General features: G+C 32.6%; 26 protein-coding genes and 1 other RNA gene. 9 read left to right on the top strand and 18 right to left on the bottom strand.

Annotated features, from left to right (window positions below; translation table 11 throughout):
* Positions 1–13: 13 nt before the first annotated feature.
* The 6 genes from lysS to tilS all read right to left on the bottom strand — a co-directional run bounded on the left by lysS (position 14) and on the right by tilS (position 6721).
* Positions 14–1504 carry a lysine--tRNA ligase gene (lysS, locus tag KQ51_RS01700; protein WP_038468148.1) on the bottom strand — a complete coding sequence of 497 codons (1491 nt, stop codon included), beginning with the start codon at positions 1502–1504 and terminating at the stop codon, positions 14–16.
* A gap of 79 nt (positions 1505–1583) precedes the next feature.
* Entirely contained in the window at positions 1584–2537 is a 954-nt protein-coding gene (locus KQ51_RS01695; protein ID WP_038468145.1) for a metal ABC transporter substrate-binding protein, read from the bottom strand.
* A 57-nt stretch (positions 2538–2594) separates the two neighbouring features.
* Positions 2595–2852 carry an RNA-binding S4 domain-containing protein gene (locus tag KQ51_RS01690; RefSeq protein WP_038468142.1) on the bottom strand — a complete coding sequence of 86 codons (258 nt, stop codon included), beginning with the start codon at positions 2850–2852 and terminating at the stop codon, positions 2595–2597.
* Positions 2853–2906: 54 nt separating this feature from the next.
* Positions 2907–4856: an ATP-dependent zinc metalloprotease FtsH gene (gene ftsH / locus KQ51_RS01685; protein ID WP_052609024.1), complete on the bottom strand. Its 1950-nt coding sequence runs from the start codon at positions 4854–4856 to the stop codon at positions 2907–2909.
* A gap of 19 nt (positions 4857–4875) precedes the next feature.
* Positions 4876–5415 (bottom strand): hypoxanthine phosphoribosyltransferase, encoded by a 540-nt coding sequence (hpt, locus tag KQ51_RS01680; RefSeq protein ID WP_096334935.1) that lies wholly within the window; start codon positions 5413–5415, stop codon positions 4876–4878.
* Position 5416: 1 nt separating this feature from the next.
* Positions 5417–6721, bottom strand: a complete 1305-nt coding sequence (tilS, locus tag KQ51_RS01675) for a tRNA lysidine(34) synthetase TilS (RefSeq protein ID WP_038468136.1) — start codon at positions 6719–6721, stop codon at positions 5417–5419.
* 143 nt (positions 6722–6864) lie between these two features.
* Between tilS and KQ51_RS01670 the strand changes: the two genes are divergently transcribed.
* The 4 genes from KQ51_RS01670 to KQ51_RS01655 all read left to right on the top strand — a co-directional run bounded on the left by KQ51_RS01670 (position 6865) and on the right by KQ51_RS01655 (position 10734).
* Positions 6865–8259: an MFS transporter gene (locus KQ51_RS01670; protein WP_038468133.1), complete on the top strand. Its 1395-nt coding sequence runs from the start codon at positions 6865–6867 to the stop codon at positions 8257–8259.
* Positions 8249–8806, top strand: coding sequence for a Maf family protein (locus tag KQ51_RS01665; protein ID WP_038468130.1), 558 nt, complete (start codon positions 8249–8251; stop codon positions 8804–8806). The genes KQ51_RS01670 and KQ51_RS01665 overlap by 11 nt, the downstream gene beginning before the upstream one ends.
* Positions 8807–8934: 128 nt before the next feature.
* Positions 8935–9456 (top strand): LytTR family DNA-binding domain-containing protein, encoded by a 522-nt coding sequence (locus KQ51_RS09290; protein ID WP_052609021.1) that lies wholly within the window; start codon positions 8935–8937, stop codon positions 9454–9456.
* Between the two features lie 12 nt (positions 9457–9468).
* A complete protein-coding gene (locus tag KQ51_RS01655; protein WP_038468127.1) occupies positions 9469–10734 on the top strand; it encodes a hypothetical protein in 1266 nt (421 codons plus the stop codon).
* 33 nt (positions 10735–10767) lie between these two features.
* Here the strand turns inward: KQ51_RS01655 and KQ51_RS01650 are convergent, their stop codons facing one another.
* The 3 genes from KQ51_RS01650 to KQ51_RS01640 are packed head-to-tail and all read right to left on the bottom strand — an operon-like array spanning position 10768 to position 13313.
* Positions 10768–11958: an NAD(P)-dependent malic enzyme gene (locus tag KQ51_RS01650; protein ID WP_038468125.1), complete on the bottom strand. Its 1191-nt coding sequence runs from the start codon at positions 11956–11958 to the stop codon at positions 10768–10770.
* 3 nt (positions 11959–11961) lie between these two features.
* Complete coding sequence (locus tag KQ51_RS01645) at positions 11962–12477, bottom strand: FumA C-terminus/TtdB family hydratase beta subunit (RefSeq protein WP_038468122.1); 516 nt, start codon at positions 12475–12477, stop codon at positions 11962–11964.
* Complete coding sequence (locus tag KQ51_RS01640; RefSeq protein ID WP_038468120.1) at positions 12474–13313, bottom strand: fumarate hydratase; 840 nt, start codon at positions 13311–13313, stop codon at positions 12474–12476. The genes KQ51_RS01645 and KQ51_RS01640 overlap by 4 nt, the downstream gene beginning before the upstream one ends.
* Before the next feature lie 187 nt (positions 13314–13500).
* On the opposite strand from KQ51_RS01640, the gene rpmE reads away from it, so the two are divergent.
* Positions 13501–13716, top strand: a complete 216-nt coding sequence (gene rpmE / locus KQ51_RS01635; RefSeq protein ID WP_038468117.1) for a 50S ribosomal protein L31 — start codon at positions 13501–13503, stop codon at positions 13714–13716.
* 77 nt (positions 13717–13793) lie between these two features.
* Here the strand turns inward: rpmE and KQ51_RS01630 are convergent, their stop codons facing one another.
* The 9 genes from KQ51_RS01630 to KQ51_RS01590 all read right to left on the bottom strand — a co-directional run bounded on the left by KQ51_RS01630 (position 13794) and on the right by KQ51_RS01590 (position 20568).
* Entirely contained in the window at positions 13794–15497 is a 1704-nt protein-coding gene (locus KQ51_RS01630; RefSeq protein ID WP_052609019.1) for a [Fe-Fe] hydrogenase large subunit C-terminal domain-containing protein, read from the bottom strand.
* A 10-nt stretch (positions 15498–15507) separates the two neighbouring features.
* Positions 15508–17298: an NADH-quinone oxidoreductase subunit NuoF gene (locus tag KQ51_RS01625; protein WP_038468114.1), complete on the bottom strand. Its 1791-nt coding sequence runs from the start codon at positions 17296–17298 to the stop codon at positions 15508–15510.
* A gap of 14 nt (positions 17299–17312) precedes the next feature.
* Positions 17313–17678 carry a (2Fe-2S) ferredoxin domain-containing protein gene (locus tag KQ51_RS01620; protein ID WP_038468111.1) on the bottom strand — a complete coding sequence of 122 codons (366 nt, stop codon included), beginning with the start codon at positions 17676–17678 and terminating at the stop codon, positions 17313–17315.
* On the bottom strand, positions 17678–18229 hold the full coding sequence (locus KQ51_RS01615; protein ID WP_038468109.1) for an ATP-binding protein: 552 nt from the start codon (positions 18227–18229) through the stop codon (positions 17678–17680). The genes KQ51_RS01620 and KQ51_RS01615 overlap by 1 nt, the downstream gene beginning before the upstream one ends.
* Positions 18230–18871, bottom strand: coding sequence for a PHP domain-containing protein (locus tag KQ51_RS01610; RefSeq protein WP_081909872.1), 642 nt, complete (start codon positions 18869–18871; stop codon positions 18230–18232).
* A gap of 62 nt (positions 18872–18933) precedes the next feature.
* Entirely contained in the window at positions 18934–19266 is a 333-nt protein-coding gene (locus tag KQ51_RS01605; RefSeq protein ID WP_038471511.1) for a DRTGG domain-containing protein, read from the bottom strand.
* The gene (locus KQ51_RS01600; protein ID WP_038468105.1) at positions 19256–19693 is read right to left on the bottom strand and encodes an ATP-binding protein; all 438 of its coding nucleotides are present in this window, start codon (positions 19691–19693) and stop codon (positions 19256–19258) included. The genes KQ51_RS01605 and KQ51_RS01600 overlap by 11 nt, the downstream gene beginning before the upstream one ends.
* 2 nt (positions 19694–19695) lie before the next feature.
* Positions 19696–20082, bottom strand: a complete 387-nt coding sequence (locus KQ51_RS01595) for a hypothetical protein (RefSeq protein WP_038468101.1) — start codon at positions 20080–20082, stop codon at positions 19696–19698.
* Positions 20083–20568 carry an NADH-quinone oxidoreductase subunit NuoE family protein gene (locus KQ51_RS01590; RefSeq protein WP_038468098.1) on the bottom strand — a complete coding sequence of 162 codons (486 nt, stop codon included), beginning with the start codon at positions 20566–20568 and terminating at the stop codon, positions 20083–20085.
* A gap of 306 nt (positions 20569–20874) precedes the next feature.
* On the opposite strand from KQ51_RS01590, the gene KQ51_RS01585 reads away from it, so the two are divergent.
* From KQ51_RS01585 to KQ51_RS09895, 4 genes are all read left to right on the top strand, one after another.
* Positions 20875–21477 carry a thymidine kinase gene (locus KQ51_RS01585; protein WP_038468095.1) on the top strand — a complete coding sequence of 201 codons (603 nt, stop codon included), beginning with the start codon at positions 20875–20877 and terminating at the stop codon, positions 21475–21477.
* Positions 21477–21938 carry a tRNA adenosine(34) deaminase TadA gene (gene tadA / locus KQ51_RS01580; protein ID WP_038471508.1) on the top strand — a complete coding sequence of 154 codons (462 nt, stop codon included), beginning with the start codon at positions 21477–21479 and terminating at the stop codon, positions 21936–21938. The genes KQ51_RS01585 and tadA overlap by 1 nt, the downstream gene beginning before the upstream one ends.
* Before the next feature lie 19 nt (positions 21939–21957).
* Positions 21958–22050, top strand: an RNA gene (gene ffs, locus KQ51_RS09575) — signal recognition particle sRNA small type.
* A gap of 77 nt (positions 22051–22127) precedes the next feature.
* The gene (locus tag KQ51_RS09895) at positions 22128–22406 is read left to right on the top strand and encodes a metalloregulator ArsR/SmtB family transcription factor (protein ID WP_081909871.1); all 279 of its coding nucleotides are present in this window, start codon (positions 22128–22130) and stop codon (positions 22404–22406) included.
* Positions 22407–22431: the final 25 nt, after the last annotated feature.

The raw sequence follows: 22431 nt of genomic DNA, 5'->3' as shown, positions 1-22431 counted from the left end.
GAAATTTCAGTTCTTATTTACTTCTTGGTTTCATGTGTGGGAATAGTAGTACATCTCTTATTGAAGCACTATCAGTTAGAAGCATAATCAATCTATCAATTCCAACTCCAAGTCCTCCAGCAGGTGGCATACCATATTCTAAAGCTTCTACATAATCGATATCCATTTCTGTAGCTTCATCATTTCCTAATTCTTTTTCAGCTAATTGAGCTAAGAAACGTTCCTTTTGATCAATTGGATCATTTAGTTCTGTAAATGCATTAGCATATTCTCTACCATCAATAAATAATTCAAAGCGATCTGTAAATCGAGGATCTTCAACATTCTTTTTAGCTAATGGTGAAATCTCAATTGGGTGTCCGAAAACGAATGTTGGTTGAATGACTTTTTCTTCACAATACTCTTCGAATAATAGGTTTAAAATGTGACCTGTACCTGTATAATGTTCTGGAACATCTAAGTCTTTATCCAAAGCAAATTGTTTTGCTTGTTCGAAAGTTAATTCTTTATTCCAAAAATCAATTCCGACTTCGTCTCTAACCGCATCAGCCATATGTAATTTAACCCATGGTTGATCCAGATAGATTTCTTTACCATTATATGTAGCAGTACCTTTACCTAAACTTTTAGCAACTGTTGAGAATAAGTACTCTGTTAATTCCATCATTGTATCTACGTTACCATACGCTTGATAAAGTTCTAACATTGTAAATTCGGGATTATGTTTAATACTCATTCCTTCATTTCTAAACGTACGTCCGATTTCATAGACACCGTCTAAACCACCAACGATTAATCTTTTTAAGTATAATTCAGGAGCTATTCTTAAATAGAATGGCATATCCAAAGTATTGTGGTGTGTTACGAAAGGTCTAGCAGAAGCTCCACCTAGAATTGGGTGAAGGATTGGTGTTTCAACTTCTATGTATCCACGAGCATTCAATAAATCTCTAATCATGCTAATGATTTTTGAACGATTAATAAATGTCTCTTTTGATTCTTCGTTTGTAATTAAATCAACGTAACGACGACGATATCTTTCTTCAATGTCTTTTAATCCATGAAACTTTTCAGGTAATGGACGTAAAGACTTGCTTAAATGAGTGATTTTTTCAGCACGTATGCTTAATTCACCCATTCTTGTTTTCATAATTTTTCCTTCTATACCAAGGAAATCTCCTAGATCTGCTCTATTGAATAATTCAAATTGGTCTTCTCCAACAGCATCTAATCTAACATATAATTGAACTTGTCCAAATTGATCCATAATATTAGCGAAACCTGCTTTACCCTTACCGCGTTTAGTCATTAGACGTCCTGCAATCCTAATTGGTTCAGTTTCCATTTCATGTAATTCTTCTTTACTGTATTGATCAAATTTTTGTCGTAATGTTTCTGTGTTACAATTACGATCAAATCTTTGGCCGAATGGATCGATTCCTTTAGTTTTTAATTCTTCTAATTTTTCTCTTCTAACAATCTCTTGTTCTGTAAGTTTTTCCATTTAAGTCACCTCTTCTATAAAACATATTGATTATAACACAAACTACTTCATTTCAAAATAAAAATAGAACAAAATTGCTCTATTTTGTAGTGTATCTTAATACTTCCAAGTTATCATACATAATTGAAATGTAGTTTGAACCATTCTCAACCTCATCTGCGGTAATAACTCCAAGTCCATGAAGATATAGTTTATCTGCCATTGTGAATGTGTTTTTTAGTTCTTCTAATACTTGATCACCAGCAGGAGAATTAGCATTTTTTTCAAATAGGATTGTGGTTATTCCGTGGAATACAGCTTCCTCAGCTAGTTCAATAATATCGCCAGGGTTTGTCTCTGTAGAATGAATATCTGAAGTAATCGAGATAATTTCGATATCATATCTTTCTTCCCAATATGTGAATAATCTAACAGTTGTCATGATTGGTTTTACGGCTGAATCTGCCATTTCCTGGAAATCAAGGTTAAGTTGTTCCAAAGTAGCGCTAAGATTAGTGTACTTGTTATTGTATAACTCTGTATTTTCCGGGAAGGTACTTATAAGTTTAGATTTAACAAACTCTGCAGCTTGAATCATCTTAATTGGATCTAACCAAAAATGAGGGTCAGGAGATAGCGAGTTTTCGTTACAAGTAACAGGCTCATCTGGTTCCTCATCATCGTGGGTATGTGTTAAACAAATCTCGTTATAAACGATGTGCTCAGACATATCAACCATTTCTACATTACCCTGTGCTAAAGTAGATTCAATATTCAATATATAACTATCAGCACCACCGTTAACAAAGAAAAGCAAATCGGCATCAGACATTTTAATTAGTTCTTGCCCAGTTGGAGTATATCCCTCGGTATGAGAAGATGTACCTACAACAAGTCTCACTTCAACTGTGTCTCCTGCGATTTCTTCAACTAGGTATTGCATTGGGTAAACAGTCACATAAACAATATTCTTATCTTCTGTCGGTCCTTGATTACAAGCCGACAAAGTAATTGCTAGAACAAGTGCTGTTATTGTTATTAGTATTTTTTTCATAGTTAATCACCTTATTTCTCATCCTAAATTATAAAGCAATACAAATAAAAATGCAAATTATTGTATTCTTTTTTCTTCAATTATTTCAAACATATTTTGCGCGTCTTCTTTTTTAGTCGAATCACGTAATTCTAATACTTTGATTGTTAAAATCTTGTTACCAAAGGAAATAGTGATGATATCGTCAACTTCTAGCTTTGTAGAAGATTTAGCAACGCGATTGTTGACAGTGATTCTATCGTTATCAGCAACTTCTTTAGCTATAGTACGTCTTTTGATAATTCTTGATACTTTTAGAAATTTGTCTAATCTCATAATTTACCCCTTTCAAATAAAAGGGCAGAATATTAGTATATCCTACCCTTTAAACTAATGACTTACCTTTATTTCTTTTGCTTTTATTTCTTTAATTTGGATAGGTTCTACAGGTTTTAGTTCTTTAGATTCTTTGGCTTTTTTCTTTTCCCACCATCCAAGTTTACCTGTATCAACGATTTCATAGATATCCTCTTTAGTTAAAGTCTCGATATCTAATAAATGTTGAGCAATATTTTTAAGTAAAACGACATGCTCTTTAAGTACAACTCTAGCAATCTCGTAACATTCATGGATGATTTTTCTTACTTCTTCATCAATTTCTAAAGCAACTTGATCACTAAATGCTTTTTCTGAATTGTAGTCGCGTCCTAAGAAGACACTATCGCTGCGTTTTTCATATTGAATTGGACCAAGTGAACTCATACCATATTCAGTTACCATACTACGGGCTATTTCTGTAGCTTTTTGGAAGTCATTGTGAGCCCCTGTTGAAACTTCATTGAAGATGATTTCTTCAGCAACACGACCACCAAGTAAACCTGTAATACGGTCGACTAATCCTTTTCTTGTTGAAAGGAAAGATTCTTCCTCCTCAGGTAACATTAATGCATATCCACCAGCATCTCCACGAGGTATAATTGTAACTTTGTGAACAATGTTCGCGTTATCTAATTTGATTCCAAGAACTGCATGTCCGGCTTCGTGATGAGCGATGAAACCTCTTTCGCGTTTAGAAAGAACTCTTGATTTCTTAGCAGGTCCCATCATTACACGATCTACAGCTTCATCGATGTGATAAAGTTTAATGTTTTCCTTTTTCTCACGAGCAGCAAGAAGAGCGGCTTCGTTAAGAAGGTTTTCTAAGTCAGCACCAGTAAATCCAGGTGTTCTCTTAGCTATTTCTGAGAAAGTAACATTTGGATCAATTTTTTTATTTTTTGCATGAACCTCTAAAATAGCTTGGCGACCTTTAATATCTGGTCTTCCAATTGTGATTTGTCTATCAAAACGACCAGGTCTAAGTAATGCAGGATCTAATACATCAGGGCGGTTTGTAGCAGCCATAACGATAATACCACTATTAGTTCCAAAACCATCCATTTCTACTAGTAATTGGTTTAATGTTTGTTCACGTTCATCGTGTCCTCCACCTAAACCTGCACCTCTTTGGCGACCTACAGCATCAATCTCATCAATAAAGACAATACATGGTGAGTTTTGTTTTGCATTTTTAAACATGTCTCTAACTCTACTTGCTCCAACTCCGACGAACATTTCAACGAAATCAGAACCACTAATAGCATAGAAAGGTACACTAGCTTCACCAGCAACTGCTCTTGCTAATAATGTTTTACCAGTTCCCGGAGGACCTACTAATAGAACACCAGTTGGAATTCTAGCACCTAAAGACATATATCTTTTAGGGTCTTTAAGGAAATCGATAATTTCCTCTAACTCTGCTTTTTCTTCTTCAACACCGGCTACATCATTAAATGTAGTAGTTTTACCTTTTTGCAATTTGGCACGGTTCTTACCGAATTCAAATGCTTTGTTGTTTCCACCACTATTTCTCATAAACATAGCGACGATAATTACTAACAATAGCAATGGTCCTACAATTGAGATTACTCCCCATATACCATATGAAGGTGCAGGGTTATGATCATATTCAACATCATTACCATCAGCTAGAACGATTAATGTGTTCAAAGTGTCTTGGTTAGGAATATCAAGAAAATATTCAGTTCCATCTTCTTTTAATTGTCCTGTTATTTGATATCCTTCAACATTTTCATTTCCAGATTGTGGGGTTGAAATCATTGTTGAAATATCACCATTCTCTAATTTTGTAATAAATGTTGTGTAATCATATTCTACTGGTTGTTCTTCATTGTTTGTAAAAACAAAATATGCTCCAAAAACAAATACTAATATTATAGCAATAACAATGAGATTACCAAATCTACTCTGTGATGGTTTCATTTGCTTATTATCTGCCATCTTATTCACTCCTTACGAATTACTTACTATATACCTCTTTTTTAAGTACGCCTACATACGGTAGGTTGCGGTATTTTTCATCAAAGTCTAAACCATATCCTACAACGAACTCTTTTGGTATGGTTACACCAATATATTCGGGATCTAATTTTACAACACGTCCTGCAGGTTTGTCTAGTAGAGTAACTACACTGACACTTTTAGCACCACGATATTTTAATAAATCCATAATAACCTTAATTGTTCTTCCTGTATCAACGATATCTTCAGTAATAATTACATGACGATCTTGTACGGGAATGTCTAAATCTTTTTTAATTTTGATATCACCAGTAGATTCAATTCCACCATGATAACTTGATACATCCATAAATCCAAGTTCAATATGACATTTTATTTCAGTAATCAGTCTAGCCATAAATGGTACGCATCCCTTTAATAAACCTATTACGATAGGGAATTTGTCTTTATATTCTTCGGTTAAGATTACTCCTAATCTTTTAGCTATTTCATCAATTTCTTCTTTAGACACTAATACTCTTTCAATATCTTTATCCATCTTATTCCACCTCATATATATATAATTTTTTAGGGTTTTGTTGATCTTGATGTGATTTTTTAACTCCTGGTATCCAAAGGACAACATCATCGTTTGTTAGAACTAATAATCTATCTCTTTCAGACTTTGGAATTTTTTTATCAATTAAGATATCCTTCACTTTTTTAGAGCCAATTTTAAGTGACATTTTATCACCATTTTTTCTTTGTCTAATGTGTAAAGGAAACACTAATTCATTATAACATAATTCAAAATAATTTCTATAATTATGTGTTATTTTATTGTTACTAAAAATATAACTTTTATTATCGTCTACAAAGTACTCTCCTTCTTTGGTTACTTCGATAGATATAGGAATAATGGGCACTTCTTTTTTTATGTAGATAACATCATATTCTTTAACAAATAAATATGTATTTGGAAGAGAATAAGTTTGATTTGGAGTGGATGATAAGCAAATATCAATGATGGCATTATATTGTTCATAACTAACTTCCACTGTATTGTTTGTAGTATTGTTTACCATGTGTTGAATAACCTTGATCTTTAACACTTTATTTAGATTATTAAAATCTACCAAACTAACATTGCTATACATTGAATATGCCTTTAAGAATTCCTTTGTTTTTTCTTCTAGAACTTCATTGGCTGAATCAATGTACTCAGCTAGTTGAATAATCTTTTTGTTTAGGTTAGGATTCTCCTCTTTTAATAGTGGGATAATGTTGTGTCTAAATCTATTTCTTGTATAAATATCTTCACTATTTGAAGAATCCTCGAAAAACTTGATATTATTTTCTTTTGAATACTCAACAATGTCCTCTTTTGTAATTTCCATTAAAGGTCGAATTATTGATACATTTCGGTCGTATCTGATTTCTTTGATTCCGGAGTATCCGCTAAAACTAGTTCCTCTTACAATTCGCATTAACACTGTTTCAACTTGATCATCTAAATGATGTGCCACGACAATTTTAGTTGAATGATATTTTTGAGCTATAGCTCTAAAAAATTCATATCTTTTGAGTCTTGATTCATGATGAAAATTGTCAGTAGTTTCTTCAATAGAATAACCTTCAAATGGGATGTTTATCTCATTTGCCATAGTTTCAATATATTTGTATTCAACAATTGATTCAGATCGCTTATTGTGATTAACATGGGCGATTATAACATTGTTGTTTAATTGATGTATTATATCAAAAAGCACCATTGAATCAATACCACCACTAAGTGCTACGACAATTGGTTCGGTTTCTGTAAATAATTTTTTATCTTTAACGTGTTCTACTATGTTTGTTTTCACTTTAATCACCCATTTCATTATAGCATATTATATTACAGTTATTACCATATTAATACTTTGATTTTCAAATTGATAACAGGAATTATCTTGATATATGATATAATGGAAAAAGATAGAAATAAATCACGATTGGAGTCGATTTTATGTTTAAATTACCGAAATTAACAAAGAAAGAAAGAGCATGGGTTCTATATGATATAGCGAATTCTGCTTTTATTTTAACTGTAATAACAATTTTCTTCCCTATTTTATACGAAATGATTTATATGGCACCACATGTTGCCTCTGGAATTAGTAAATACATCTTAGAAGCAGGAGAGGAAATTCTTAATCCTGAATATACAAGATTATGGATTGGTACTTCAGGTGTAACGGGTGGTACTCAAATATTCAAATATATGACTTCAATTTTAGCTTTAGTAGTTGCTATTATTAGTCCAATGATTGGATCTTGGAGTAACTATAAAGGAAATAAAAGAAAATTCTTCATTATATTCTTAGCTGTTGCTATGATTGGTGGAGTTGGGCTTGCTATTCCTGGTTATGGATGGTTGACTTTATTAGTAATATTCTTTATTACTAGCATGGGTTATAACTTAACCAACGTTATATATGATGCATTCTTAGTAGATGTAACTACTGAAGAACGATTTGATGAAATCAGTGCAACAGGTTTTGCTTGGGGGTATATCGGTAGTTTAATTCCGTTCTTTGTTGGATTAATTCCTTACGGATTAGTGCTATTTGGATTTGTTAAACCAGGATTTCTTGGATTGGATACATTCCAATTAGAACGTTTAGGAATTAGTTTTGCATTCTTAGTATCTATTGCTTGGTGGATCTATTATTCATTACCTTTATTAAGAGATGTAGAACAAACATTCGAACTAGAGTCAGGTGAAAATGATCTAAAAGAGTCTTTAAAACGATTGAGAGTTACATTAGGAGAATTGTGGAATTACAAACACATCTTACTATTCTTAATTGCTTACTTATTATATATTGATGTTGTTAACTCGGTAATTCGATTAGCTACGAACTTAGGTGGAGATTTAGGTGTTGGAGCTATGACAATGCTTGGAGTAGTTGTAATGGTACAAGTAGTTGCATTCCCTTCTGCATTACTATATGGTCGCCTAGTTAAGAAGTTTGGTAATAAACGTATGATTTTCTATGGTATTCTTATTTATGCCATTGGAGTATACATGGTTTATCTAATTCAAGACGCAAGTACTATATATTTTATGTGGATCGTTGGATTCCTTATTGGTACAGCTCAGGGTGGTATTCAATCTGTAAGTAGAAGCTACTATGCAAAAATGGTTCCTTATGAAAAAGCAAATGATTTCTTTGGCTTCTTCAGTGTATTCGGACGTTTTGCTGGAATTTTCTCGCCATTCCTAATTGCATTTTACCAATCAGAATCTCGTTTAGGAACTAATAAAGCAGTTTTATTATTATTAATTCCATTGGCGATAGCTAGCTTCTTATTAATCTTTGTTAAACCACCTGTTAAGGAAAAGGCAATTGAAGAATAATTACATCTTAGCTAGTAAGTCTCCAAGAAGAAGAGAGCTTCTTAAATTACTTGGTATTGATTTTACTATAAATGCTAGCAATATTTGTGAAGATTTGAAGGAAGGTCTAACAAATGAAGAAATAGTTATGGACTTGGCTTTTCAAAAAGCAGAGGATATATTGAAAAATAGTATCGGGAGTATTGTATTAGGTTTTGATACACTAGTTATATTGGATGGTATTCCTCTAGGGAAACCAAAAGACAGATCAGATGCATTTATAATGATTAAAAGCTTATCTGGTAGAAAACATAGAGTATTAACAGGATGTGCTATTCTTGGGGAGGACATAAAAGATATATTTTACGATTATGCTGATGTTTATTTCAATGAAATGTCAGTTGATGAAATAAATGAGTATTTAGATACTGATGAACCATATGATAAGGCCGGAGCTTACGGTATTCAAGGTTATGGAGCTAAGTATATTAAGAAAATTGAAGGAGATTACTACTCAGTGATGGGTGTTCCACTTCAAAAACTATATAACAAACTAAGAGATCTTTAAGGTCTCTTTTTTGTTTAATTGCTCGAACTGTGTAATATAGTGTAAAATATATGTATGATACCTTTCATATATTTTTAAATAGAATAAGTAATGCTAAACTTGAAGTAGCATAAAAAGGGGGGCCTTTTATGTTCAAACTCAAAATAAATAAAAGCGAACATAAACTAGTTAAGGAAAAACTTAAATTAGTCGAAACACCTAAGTATAGTTATGTTGTCACTGACGATAAGGAACTTGTTGAGGACGACAAACTAAACATAGTGTTTAATCATGCAGAAATTACAAAAGTATCTAATCTTCTGGATTTAATTGTCCAAGGTGAGGAGCTATTTATTACTGGTAATAATGAATTTGGACAAAAAAGGATTGAGTGTCGTAATTTCTATTATTTTATAGTAGAAGAAGATGATGTTTATGGTGTTCTTGGACAATCGAAATTGATTATTCGAATGAAATTATATGAAATTGAAGAAATATTGAATCCAAAGGATTTTATTCGTTCTAGCAAATATTGTCTAGTTAATATTGGTAAAATCGATTATATCAAAGCAGCATTAAATTCAAAACTAGATCTATTAATGAAGAATGGGGAACATTTGGAAGTTAATAGAAGCTATCTTAAAGAATTCAAAAAAGCACTAAAAGTATAAGGAGGTATTATTATGACTTTTTTTATTAATAATCCTTGGGCACTAGTTATTGGTACTCTGGTAACTGTGTTTATAACCTTAATGACTATAAAAATCATTAAAGAGGTAAAATTGAATGGTTTATTAAGAGCCAAACATCAACTAATGCGTATTAAATCCGTTTCTTTAAATATAGGGTTTATAAAACGTATTGGTGTTTTAACTAGCACAGCTTTAGCACCTATAGCAGTAATAGCTGTTATTGTATTGGTAGGTACAAATAGTAATACTGTTCCTTCCGGAGAACTTAGGACTTTTGACGATTCAAATGATATAACAAAGTTGTATGAGAGCATTTCAGGAGTTTTACCAAGGTACTCTTCAACAGAATATAGCATGGATGTTCCTTATAATGATGAACCAGAATATAATATTTCCTCAGTTGAAGGTGATAATTACGATGCAGTAGCAACTACACATTTTTTAACAGGTTTAGAAAGAACATACTCTTCAGGAGAAGTGGTTGGAGAAGATCAGTATTCAACATTATTACATAATGATGATTACTATTATGAAGTAGTTGGGACTAGTATTGAAATCACAGTCAACTCAAATGAAGGAACGACTAAAACTGGTACCCAATTTGTTGATTCAATAAACTACTCTAATTGGGCTGGAGCTTGTAATGAGAATTATTTTATCAAAGGGATGTATTTAGATGAAGACTACTTAACAGTAGTATTATTAGAGTATCCAATTAGTTGCATTGGAATAGATTTAGATTCGCAGTATGTTTTTGAGAATATGAATATTTTGGTTAGTGTAATCAATATAGATGATTTAAGTGATGCAAAAAATTATCGACTAAATGGAAACCTTAATGGGGTAATTTATGATAATGGTTATCTATATGTAACCACAAAAAGATTCCTTAATTATGATGAAGAAGGATTTAATATAGAGAACTATTTACCTTATTATGAAATAGACGGAATTAAAATCTATAAAGATTATAGTGAAATAGTTTATATAGAAGGGACTGTACCTAATTCGTATACTAGCGTTTATTCAATAGAACTCGGTGCAAACATTGTAGATCATGAAGTACTATTAGTTGATTATTATTATGACACTCACATTTCATCATCTGGAGTTGAGTTTATTGGAACAATTTATTACTTCGAGACAATGGCAGCTGTATTTGAATTAGAGGATACAATTGAAGAATCAAAAAAGATAACTATTACTTTGAATTTTGAAACAGGTAACATTGTCTATGAAGGAATTGAGATAAAATAAAAAAGACTCTAACGAGTCTTTTTTTTTATTATACTAAGTTCTGTTGATTCCTAATTTAATTACCTCATCATAAACTGCTTTACTAACACGTTCTACAACTCTTTTATCAAAAGCAGAAGGAATAATATATTCGTTTGTTAATTCATGTTGCTCGATGATATCAGCTATTGCTTTGGCGCTTACGATTTTCATACTTTCGGTTATTTTAGTAGATTTAGCATCAAGTGCTCCGCGGAATAAACCCGGGAATGCAAGGACGTTATTGATTTGATTTGGATAATCGCTACGACCTGTACCTACTATATAAGCACCTGCTTCGATGGCTTCTTCATATGAAATTTCTGGGTCTGGGTTAGCCATAGCAAAGATAAAAGGATCTTGATTCATTGTTTTTACCATTTCTTTTGTAAGAATTCCTTTAGCAGAAACACCAATAAACACATCTTTGTTTTTAATTAGTTCTTTTAGAGAATCATCCTTAAGATTTCTTGGTGACTTAAAGACTTTACCATCTAATAATTCTTGTTCTAGGAATGAGTAATTATTATACTTTGATTCAAGGATTACTCCTGATCTATTATATCCGTAAAGATTTTTAATTCCCATCTCATGAAGTAATTTAGCAATACTGCTACCTGCAGCACCTGTACCAGAAATAACTACCTCTAAATCATTTAAGGACTTATTTGTTAACTTGCAAGCATTGATTAACGCTGCAGAAGTTACAATTGCAGTACCATGTTGATCATCATGAAAAACAGGGATATCTAATTCCTCTTTTAATCTTCTCTCAATATAGACACATTTTGGTGCTTTAATATCTTCTAGGTTAATACCTCCAAATGTTGGAGATATATTTTTTACTAATTCAATAATTTCATCGGGATCTGTTGTATCAACCATTATTGGAAAGGCATCTACATTAGCGAATTCTTTAAACAAAATAGCTTTACCTTCCATTACAGGGAGACCTGCGTATGGACCAATTTCTCCTAAACCAAGAACTGCACTACCATCACTAACAACAGCTACCATATTACCTTTTGAAGTATACTTATAGATGTTCCTTCTGTCTCTTTGTATCTCTCTACATGGTTCAGCTACACCCGGAGAATATGCTAAACTCAAGTCATCTTTATTTTCTACTCGCACTTTAGAAATAACGGAGATTTTACCATTATGTTCCTCGTGAAGTTTTAAACTTCTTTCTTTTAAATCTTTCATAAGTTAACTCCTTTTGAAGATGTCGTTTCCATAAGTATCATATGCCACAAAACAAGGGAAATCCTTTACTTCAAGTTTTCTAATAGCTTCTGCGCCTAGGTCTTCATACATTATAATTTCACTTTTTAAAATACAACTACTCAATAGTGCTCCAGCGCCACCTGTAGCGATTAAATAAACAGCGTGATTTTTAATCATTTCACTACGAAACTCTTCACTTCTGTCGCCTTTACCTATCATTATCTTTAAACCTTGTTCCATTAAAGGTTTTGATAATTTATCCATCCTGTAGCTTGACGTAGGACCACTTGCACCGATTGGAACTCCGTCTCGAGCAGGTGTTGGTCCAACATAAAATATTACGCTACCATTTATTTCGAATTTAGGGTTATCTTCATTAATTAATCTTATATGTGCTTGATCTCTCGCTGTAAAAATGGTTCCAGATATTAATACCTTTTCACCAACTTTTAATAAATCAATATCAGCATCAGTAATAGGTGTATTAAGTTTTATCATATAATCACCTCTGTATGGCGTGATGAATGACATTGAATATTGATAGCAACCGGTAAACTAGCTATATGCATAGGGTAGTAATTGATTTTAACAGCTAAACAGGTAGTTTCTCCGCCTACACCCATAGGACCAACACCTAGTTTATTAATTTCGTTATATAGTTCAATCTCAAGATTTTTGATAGTCTCATCTTCATTAGAGTCGTCTAAGTCTCTAAGTAATGCTTCCTTAGACAATAAAGCACTTTTCTCTAAGTTCCCACCAATACCAATACCTACAATTATAGGAGGACATGGTTTACCACCAGCATTAAATACTGTATCTAGGACTAATTGCTTAACTCCTAGAATTCCATCTGCAGGAGTTAACATAGTAACTTTACTCATATTCTCACTACCGCCACCTTTAGAGGCGATCTTAAGTTTAATTGCATCTCCAGTAACTAATTTAGTGTGGATAATTGCTGGTGTATTATCTTTTGTATTCTCACGATTAAAAGGGTGATTTACAATGCTTTTACGAAGATACCCTTCTTTATATCCTTGACGTACACCTTCGTTAATAGCTTCATAAATATCACCTTCGAATGAAACATCATATCCTATTTCTAGGAACACAACGACAACACCAGTATCCTGACATAAAGGAACTTTCCCTTTTTTGGCAATCTCTTGATTAATAATTATATCATCAAGGATTGATTTGGCTGTTTTATTTGTTTCATTTGCTTTGGCTTTTCTGAATAGTTCAACTAAATCATTTTCAAGATTGTAGTTGATTTTGATAACGGCTTCTTTAACTTCTTTAGTAACTTCTTTTAAATTGATTACTCTCATTGTTTTCACCTTCTATCGACAAAGTAATTATAACATAGTATATAATATATATATGAAAGAAAAGGATAAATATTTATAGAGAAAAAATTAATAATATGTCTTGCTTAAATAATTTTCTTTTGATATAATTTACTAGCAAATAAAACTTACTATGGTATATGCTACCATGGCGGAAGGAGTAATGACAATGAAAAAAGATATACATCCAAATTACAATACTGTAACGGTTACTTGTACAACATGCGGAAATACATTTGAAACAGGTAGTGTTTCAAAAGAAGTCCGTGTTGATACTTGTTCGAACTGTCACCCATTCTATACTGGTGAGCAAAAATTCGGAAAAGCAGCAGGTCAAGTTGATAAATTCAATAGACGTTATGGTCGTAAATCAGATAACGAATAAAACATGCCACTTTATGTGGCTTTTTATTTACCTTAAGATAAAGAAAAACCCTAGTTTTTATACTAGGGTTTTTTTGTTTATTTATAGAAACTTCTTTCGTGATACGAAGTATGTAACATATTGTCGATTTTTTCTTCTCCAACTTGTTTTAATAACTCAGTATAAGCAGATGTTACTGCTTCCTTGTTAACTTCGCCTTGAAGTTTTCTTAGTGATTCTTCACGAATTTCATTAATAGGTAATGTTTGCTGTTCGTAAGCACTGCGGATTGGACTTCCTCCACCATCTAGTAAACTACCCATATATTCAACATAGTGATAAGACTTTTTAGTTTTCTTCATTTTTGTGAAGAACTCTTTTATATTGATGTTTCCATGTACTAAAGCAACATTAATACTTTTACCTGCTAGTTTGTAAGTAGCTTCTTTAACCCCTTTTGTGTTTTTGAAGTCTAACTCTTGAGGCGTTTCTCCTAATATATTAGAAGCAGCAGTTAAAGTGTCTTGAAGAACACTGTTTTCAACTCTAATAGGATTGTTAGTTAAGTTAGCTAACTCTCCATAAGGTTTAGCATCTTCAAGTTTTAATAATGTAATATTCTTGCGTTTTAATAAACGTGCATATTCTTTAGTAGTTAGTGAATAATCAACATCTTTAAGTCCAGCAAATTCATTGTGAGGACGAGAACATTCGTCTTTACTTGAAATTGTCGGCATAATAGATACAACAACAACGTTTTCCTTGTTGTAACCTAGTTTTTCTGCATAATGATGTTTAACTAAGACACCTGTAATAAGTTGCTCTGATTTCTTAGAAGAGATGTTCTCTAATAATTCAGATTCATATTGCTCGATATAGTTAATCCATCCTGGAGCTTTAGAAGTATAAAGAGGTAATTTTTTGCTTTTAATACTCTCTATTAAATCTTTTGCTTCTTCTTGAATGCTTAATTCTGTAGCTAAGCTTGTATCGATTACTTCATCGAATCCTAGTGATTGTAAAGATGCAAACAGCTTACCTTCAACATTTTCACCAATTTCAGTACCGAAATCTTCACCTAAAGTTACTCTAACTGAAGGATCAACCGCAGCTACTACTATTTTTGATTTATCATTTAATGAATCTATTACTTCATTAGTGTGTGATTTTTCTTTGATTGCAGCTGTTGGACATGATTGAATGCATTTACCACAGTAAATACAACCACTATCTTCCATAGAATGGAATAAAGCTGGTCCAACGTAAGTTTCATTACCACGTTCATTAAAATCTAATACACCTAAATTAGTGTAGTGATTACATGCACTGACACATCTACCACAAAGGATACATTTACCACTATCTAAAACGATAGAAGAAGAAGTGTCATTGATTTGACGATCTTTTTTGGTAAAGAAACGATTACCATCATATGAATTTTCAACATTGAATTTTCTCATTAAATCTAGAAACTCACAATTGCTTTCTCTTTCACAAGCCCAACATTCAAAGATATGGTTACTTGCTAATAGTTCTAAGTTAGCGACGATAGAATCATGGATTTCTTCTGTATCAGTATCGACTTCCATACCGTCTATTAATGATAGTGTACATGAGTTCTTAAGCCCACGCATATTTTTAACATCAACTACACATAAGCGACATGCAGAAGTTTCATTTATATCTTTTAAGAAACATAGTCTTGGGACATGAATACCTAATTCATCAGCTGCTTCCATAACTGTAAAGTCTTTAGGAACGGTAACTTCTTGTCCATTAATTTTAATTGTAACTTTTTCCATCATTTACCTCCTAAAGAGTTATGATAGCATCAACTGGGCAGACGTTTTTACAAACTCCACATTTTATACAAGTTGATGTATCAATATCATGTTGTTGTTTAATTGAACCTGAGATTGCATCTACAGGACAGTTTGTTGCACATTTAGTACAACCAATACAGTTATCAAGAACTTCGAAGTGAATTAATGGTTTACAAACTCCACCAGGACATCTTTTGTCAATTACATGTGCTTCAAATTCTTCACGGAAATGAGTTAACATTGATAGTATTGGGTTAGGTGCAGCTTGACCTAAACCACATAGTGAAGAGCTCTTAACAGTTCTTGCAAGTTTTTCTAATCTTGTTAAATCATCCATAGTACCTTCACCAGAAGAGATGATTTCTAAAAGTTCTAACATTTTTTTAGTACCTTCACGGCATGGAGTACATTTACCACATGATTCTTCAACGGTAAAGTCTAAATAGAATCGACAGATATCTACCATACAGCTATCTTCATCAATAATAACCATACCACCAGAACCCATCATACTTCCCGCTTCAATCAATGTTTCATATTCAATAGGCATATCCATCATTGATTCAGGGATTGCTCCTCCAGAAGGACCACCTGTTTGAACAGCCTTTAAAGCTTTGTTCTTAGGGATTCCTCCACCAATTTCATATATTACCTCACGTAATGTTGTTCCCATAGGAACTTCTACTAAACCAGCATTTTTAATGTTTCCACCTAAACTGAATACTTTTGTTCCTTTTGATCTTTCGGTACCAATTTTTGCGAATTCAGCAGCACCTGAGAATAATATTGCAGGAATATTAGCTAAAGTCTCAACATTGTTGATAATTGTTGGTTTTCCCCATAATCCTTTTGCAGCAGGGAATGGTGGTTTGTTACGAGACATACCACGTCCACCTTCGATAGAAGCGATTAATGCAGTTTCTTCACCACAAACAAATGCTCCAGCTCCAAGACGTATTTCAATATCAAAATTGAAACCACTACCAAAGATATTATTACCGATTAAACCTAATTCTTTTGCCTGAGAAATAGCTAGTTTTAATTTTTCAATGGCTGTTGGGTATTCAATACGTACATAAATAAATCCTTTATCTGCACCAATTGCATATCCAGCAATCATTAAACCTTCTAATACGCTATGAGGGTCACCTTCTAATAAAGCACGGTCCATAAATGCACCTGGATCTCCTTCATCTGCATTACAAATTACATATTTTTGATCGCTTTTATTATCATAAGCGAATTTCCATTTTAGACCTGTAGGGAATCCTCCACCACCACGTCCACGTAATCCTGAAGCTTGCATTTCTTCGATTACTTCTAATGGAGTCATTTCAAGTAATGATTTACCTAATCCACGGTATCCATCTCTAGCAATATATTCTTCAATATCATCAGGATTGATTAAACCGCAATTACGTAATGCAATACGATGTTGTTTCTCATAGAATTTAATTTCATCAAATGCTATGATTTCTTTGTCCTCTGTGATTGTTTCATCAAATACTAACTTTTCTACGACTCTACCTTTATAAAGATGTTCCTCGCATATAGCTTTGATATCTTTGTTTTTTACAAGTGCATAAAATACACCTTCTGGATAAACAATAACGAATGGACCTTGTTCACAAAGACCCACACATCCTGTGTTTACCAGTTTAATTTCTTCTCTAATGCCTAATCTTGTTAAATGCTCTTCAAACTCATCACGTAGAGATTTCGCTCCTCTACTGACACACATTGAACCACTACAGATTAGGACATGCGCTCTTTCTATCATTATGCCACCACCTATTAAATTCTGAATTTTCCGATTGTATAATCTTCGACAACTTTACCGCCGAGGATATGTTCTTTAACTATTCTTTCCGCTACTCTTACATCAACTCTACAGTAAGTAGTACGTTTTTCACCTTCTAAAACTTCAACGATAGGTTCTATCGCACACTCACCAATACATCCAACAGGTGTAACAGTTATATTCTCAATATTTCGATCTGCGATTTCCTCTACGAATTTGTTCATAACAGGTCTTGCTCCTGCGCTAATACCACAAGTAGCCATACCTACTAAGACTCTAGTACCATCATTTTTACCTCTCATTGTAACTTTCTTCTGAGCGGCATCACGGATTTTCTTTAAATCATCTAAAGATTTCACTATGTTTCCTCCTTATGAATATCAAGTATTCCTTCTTTAATATTGTTTTTAATCCACGTAATTACTTCATAATTAGTGAATGGAATTCCATCTAAAACTTCTTTTATTTCTCTTGTATCAAAATTATAAACTTTAGTATTTAATTTGTGGATATAATGAATGTCAATCTCAGCTTCATTAAGAACCAAAATACTAATTGTTTCAGCAATATTACCTAAAGGTGCTCTATCAAGATGATTGTACTTGAATAAAGCATCTATTGAAGTTCCTTCATTCAATTTTGATTCAATGTTAAAACTACCTTCAGCCATTTCAGCAGCCATTTTAAATAGAGATACACCTAATCCTACTTTACGTGTAGTTCTTGTCGTAAAGAACGGATCAGCAACTTCTGATAGGGTTTTGGCACTCATCCCACTACCATTATCCTTAATGATTATTTCAAAAATGTTTTCTTGGGGTTGTTCATTTACAATAATCTGGATTAAACTTGCATTTGCTTTTATTGAGTTTTGACAAATGTCTAAAATATGCAAAGATAATTCATTCATTTAATCACCACCGATTAGATATTCAAAGAAAGCATCTAGTGTTTTCTCTTTAATGTCTATTGCTTCTATGCGCTCAGATATTGTAAGTAGTGTATGTGAGTCCGAGCTTGCAAATACTTTATATTTTTTAAGCTCAGTATGTTTAGTTAGATATTCATTTTTAAAATATTGTTGAATTTCAATACCATCAAAGGGTATTTCATCTAGTTTATATGAATTTAGAGCTGATTTACTCTTTCGATCTATATGAGCTAGAACGACAGCGCCATTTAACGCTTTTACTTCATTATATAAATCTTTATAACTAATAGAAGTGGATCTGAGAGGTTTAGGATAAGTATCAATTGTAATATCGTAGATATCCGTAATCATTTGGTCCTCTTCACTAAATGGTCCCCATGTTCCATTTAGATAATTCTCAAGTAATATATCGATTTTATATGCGTCTGTGTATGTTCTAAAGTAGCACAATACATCAAAACCTTCTTTAACAGTAACTTCAATCCCTGGAATGAAGATGAAATCATATGCTTTTTCAATTTCTTCAACAACTGATAATTGTTTTGCACTGTTGTGATCGGTTATAGCCACAAAGTCTAATTCCTTAAGCATTGCCATATTGAGGATGTTATTAGGTGTCATAAAGTCATCAGCATCAGGTGATAAAACACTATGAATGTGTAAATCGTAGTAATACTTAATAACTAAATACCTAAATTATATAAATAAATTGTGATTTCATATGTTGTCTTGTCAGTTACGAATAGTGGTATCTCTAATTCGTTAGCTTTAGTAATAATATCTTCGTTCACTTCTGTATCATGAGTAAAGATAACACAACTTAAGTCTAATAAACTAGCTACACCAAGGACATTTATATTGTTCAAGACGGTGATTAAAGCATTACCTTCTTTAGCATGTCCCATAACATGACTTAATAAATCACATGTAAATATCCCGCTTATTTCATTATCTAAGCTACCTTTTTCATTAACCATTCTTAGTTGATTTAGTTGTAGAATTTCATTAACTTTCATAACAATCTTCATTTACATTGAATTTGATATGTAAGTATGTACCCTCTTCAGATGAAGTTAATTCCATTTCATCTGAAACAGCTTGGATATTTGGTAAACCCATTCCAGCACCAAATCCATTTTCAATAGCGTATGAACTTGCTGTTGAGAAACCTTTGGTTAAGGCTTGCTCAATACTTGGAATACCAGGACCAACATCCTTAAATGTTACTTCTACAAAATCATCAGTGATATTAACAGTAACTTTACCACCATAAGAATGAATAACAACGTTTATTTCTGCTTCATAAACGCCTATTGTAACTTGTTTAATAAAATCACGAGATAATCCTCTTTTTCGTAATGCTCTCTTTGTTAGACTTGCCACTGTGCCAGCGTTTGCTATGTCATTTCTTTCGATATTATATTCTTGAGTGTAATTTTCCAAGATTAATTTTCCTCTAAAACCGATTCATGGCTTTTGACACCGTTCATGTATAATAAACCACTTGTTTTATACATAGTTAACTGTGTACCAATAAGCGTAATACCAATTTCATCAGCCAAATCTATAACTGATTGAGTAGGGTTCTTCCCACGAACAAATATTATTGTTTCAAGGTCTAAAATCTCAGCTGTTCTCAAGGCTTGATTAGTAACTAAACCTGTTACTAGTGCACCATGTGCACCAATATGACTAGGCATTTTCTTTAATAGCATTAAAGCATCACTCATCAAGTCACAAACAAAAGCGTAATTGATTTCTTTTACACATCGAGGGCATTCTAAGTTGAACTGTTTTGCATTTAATAATTCTAATACCTTATTTAGTTCCATCTATTTACTCCTATATTCTTTAATTAATCTTTTTGCTTTAGTTACGTCCATTTCTCCAAAAACATCATCGTCAAACGCCATTACGGGCGCCATACCACAAGTTCCTATACATCTAATTGCATCTAATGAATAATAACCATCTTCTGTAGTACCACCCACATCAATACCTAATTCAGTTTTAACTGCATCAAGAATTGTTTGAGCACCACGTACATAACATGGAGTTCCTAAACAAACACCAACAATATGATCACCTTTTGGGTGAAGCGTGAAGCTTGAATAGAAAGTTACAACACCATTGATTTCTGAAACAGGAACTCCTGTTTCTAGAGACACAAGTTTTTGCACTTCAATTGGTATGCAACCAAAGATTCTTTGCGCTTCATGTAAGATTGGCATAAGAGGACCAGGGAGTTTTTTATGCTTTTTAATTTCTTGAAGTAGTTCTTTTCTTTGTTCTTCAGATATAATGAATTTTTTACCCATAATCTTCTCCTTATTACTAAATAATTTTATTTTCAAACAATTATAACATAATTGCTCCTATTTATAAAGGGCTTACAGGCAAAAAAAAATCTAAACTATTATGTTTTTAATTAATATTTAAGCCCTTAGATTAGCCAATTGTTACATTCAAATAAGGTACTGAGTTGGGAATGCTGGTATTTAAGGGTATTAAAGCACCAATTTTAATTATAAAAATGATATAAAATTAGCATCTATTACTAAAAAAATATTGTTTTATTGAGCGTATTACTGTATTATAAATTATGTAAAAAAAGAGGTGGAATTATGTATTTAAATCAAAAAGATGGATGGATTGAAGTAATCTGTGGACCGATGTTTGCTGGGAAAACAGAAGAATTATTGAGACGTGTTAGAAGATTGGAATACGCAAAGAAGAATATCGTTGTGTTTAAACCTTTAATGGATAGTAGATACGCTGAAGATGAAGTTGTTTCTCATAATAATAGTAGAACTAAATCGGTAAATATTTCTTATGCTAGACAAATTTTTGATTACATCGATAAAGAGACTCAAGTAGTTGCTATTGATGAAATACAATTTTTAGACGAGGAAGCAGCAGGTATATGTGAATTCTTAGCATCTAGAGGTGTTAGAGTTATTGTAAGTGGACTAGATAAAGATTTTAGAGGTGAACCATTTAGTTTTATGCCTAAGTTATTATCTTTAGCTGAATATGTTACTAAGCTGACTGCAATATGTGTTAAATGCGGTATTCCAGCGACAAGAACACAAAGAATTGTTGACGGAAAACCCGCTAAATATAACGATCCTATAGTACTAATTGGTGCTCAGGAAAGTTATGAAGCAAGATGCAGAAGTTGCCATAAAGTTTACAGAAAACCTAATCCATATAAAGGAAGATTATAGTGCCTAACTCTCACGAGTATTATATGAATTTAGCGCTAGAACAAGCGGCAGAGGCAAGTCTTAACAACGAGGTTCCTATTGGCGCAATCATTATAAAAGACGATAAAGTTATAGCTGTAGCAAGAAACGAAAGAGTAGAAACAAACAAGACTACATCTCATGCTGAAATAATCGCCATTGAGAAGGCTAATAAGCTGTTAAAAAGTTGGAGACTTGACAGTTGTTCTATCTATGTTACAATAGAACCCTGCCCAATGTGTGCGGGTGCAATTATCCAATCTAGAATCAGTAATGTTATCTATGGAGCAAAAGATCCAAAAGCAGGATCTCACACAAGTATTGTTCAATTATTTGATAAATCTTTCAACCATAGAGTAGAAGTTACAAGTGGAATTTTAGAAAATGAGTGTAGTGAAATAATTTCTTCATTCTTTCAAAAAATTCGGAAATCAAAAAAATGAAAATTTAACATCTCTTATGAATCATCCTCATTCAATGGGTAGTGACGAACTAGGTCAGGTCGGGAACGAAGCAGCCTTAAGTTTTCTAACTATGTGAGTGGGGGTGCTTGATGAGAGATGTTTTTTAATACCTTGACTTAAACATTACTAAGTGGTAATATTGCTGTATAATCATATTACTATATAGTAATGGAGTGTGGAAAAGTGGATAAATTTTTGGTAATTAAAATGCTCTCAGACGAGACGAGATTTAAGATATTTACCAAGCTATTAGATTACGATAGATTGTGTGTGAGTGAAATCGAGGGATTGCTAGGTATAAAGCAGGCTAACACCTCTAAACATCTTAAAAAATTGAGAGAAAACGGCATAGTAGAATCAACACGAGAGAGTAATACCATGTATTATAATGTTCGTAAGGATTTTATGAAGGAGAATGAAGTTCTGGTTAGATATTTATTGCTATAATATTATATAGTGGTACTATAATTAT

The organism is Candidatus Izimaplasma bacterium HR1 (genome assembly GCA_000755705.1).
GTDB lineage: Bacteria > Bacillota_I > Bacilli_A > Izemoplasmatales > Izemoplasmataceae > Xianfuyuplasma.
This window is presented reverse-complemented; position numbering and strand designations above follow the sequence as displayed.

Bases quoted from the DNA above. Each gene is read 5' to 3' on its own strand.
- KQ51_RS01585 (WP_038468095.1), top strand. From the start codon at position 20,875: ATGTATTTAAATCAAAAAGATGGATGGATTGAAGTAATCTGTGGACCG.
- KQ51_RS01655 (WP_038468127.1), top strand. From the start codon at position 9,469: ATGACTTTTTTTATTAATAATCCTTGGGCACTAGTTATTGGTACTCTG.
- KQ51_RS09290 (WP_052609021.1), top strand. From the start codon at position 8,935: ATGTTCAAACTCAAAATAAATAAAAGCGAACATAAACTAGTTAAGGAA.
- KQ51_RS09895 (WP_081909871.1), top strand. From the start codon at position 22,128: ATGGAGTGTGGAAAAGTGGATAAATTTTTGGTAATTAAAATGCTCTCA.
- KQ51_RS01645 (WP_038468122.1), bottom strand. From the start codon at position 12,477: ATGATAAAACTTAATACACCTATTACTGATGCTGATATTGATTTATTA.
- KQ51_RS01615 (WP_038468109.1), bottom strand. From the start codon at position 18,229: ATGAATGAATTATCTTTGCATATTTTAGACATTTGTCAAAACTCAATA.
- hpt (WP_096334935.1), bottom strand. From the start codon at position 5,415: ATGGATAAAGATATTGAAAGAGTATTAGTGTCTAAAGAAGAAATTGAT.
- KQ51_RS01640 (WP_038468120.1), bottom strand. From the start codon at position 13,313: ATGAGAGTAATCAATTTAAAAGAAGTTACTAAAGAAGTTAAAGAAGCC.
- KQ51_RS01610 (WP_081909872.1), bottom strand. From the start codon at position 18,871: ATGACACCTAATAACATCCTCAATATGGCAATGCTTAAGGAATTAGAC.
- ftsH (WP_052609024.1), bottom strand. From the start codon at position 4,856: ATGGCAGATAATAAGCAAATGAAACCATCACAGAGTAGATTTGGTAAT.
- KQ51_RS01695 (WP_038468145.1), bottom strand. From the start codon at position 2,537: ATGAAAAAAATACTAATAACAATAACAGCACTTGTTCTAGCAATTACT.
- KQ51_RS01650 (WP_038468125.1), bottom strand. From the start codon at position 11,958: ATGAAAGATTTAAAAGAAAGAAGTTTAAAACTTCACGAGGAACATAAT.
- KQ51_RS01630 (WP_052609019.1), bottom strand. From the start codon at position 15,497: ATGGAAAAAGTTACAATTAAAATTAATGGACAAGAAGTTACCGTTCCT.
- KQ51_RS01670 (WP_038468133.1), top strand. From the start codon at position 6,865: ATGTTTAAATTACCGAAATTAACAAAGAAAGAAAGAGCATGGGTTCTA.
- KQ51_RS01690 (WP_038468142.1), bottom strand. From the start codon at position 2,852: ATGAGATTAGACAAATTTCTAAAAGTATCAAGAATTATCAAAAGACGT.
- KQ51_RS01590 (WP_038468098.1), bottom strand. From the start codon at position 20,568: ATGGGTAAAAAATTCATTATATCTGAAGAACAAAGAAAAGAACTACTT.
- lysS (WP_038468148.1), bottom strand. From the start codon at position 1,504: ATGGAAAAACTTACAGAACAAGAGATTGTTAGAAGAGAAAAATTAGAA.
- KQ51_RS01595 (WP_038468101.1), bottom strand. From the start codon at position 20,082: ATGGAACTAAATAAGGTATTAGAATTATTAAATGCAAAACAGTTCAAC.
- KQ51_RS01605 (WP_038471511.1), bottom strand. From the start codon at position 19,266: ATGAAAGTTAATGAAATTCTACAACTAAATCAACTAAGAATGGTTAAT.
- rpmE (WP_038468117.1), top strand. From the start codon at position 13,501: ATGAAAAAAGATATACATCCAAATTACAATACTGTAACGGTTACTTGT.
- KQ51_RS01625 (WP_038468114.1), bottom strand. From the start codon at position 17,298: ATGATAGAAAGAGCGCATGTCCTAATCTGTAGTGGTTCAATGTGTGTC.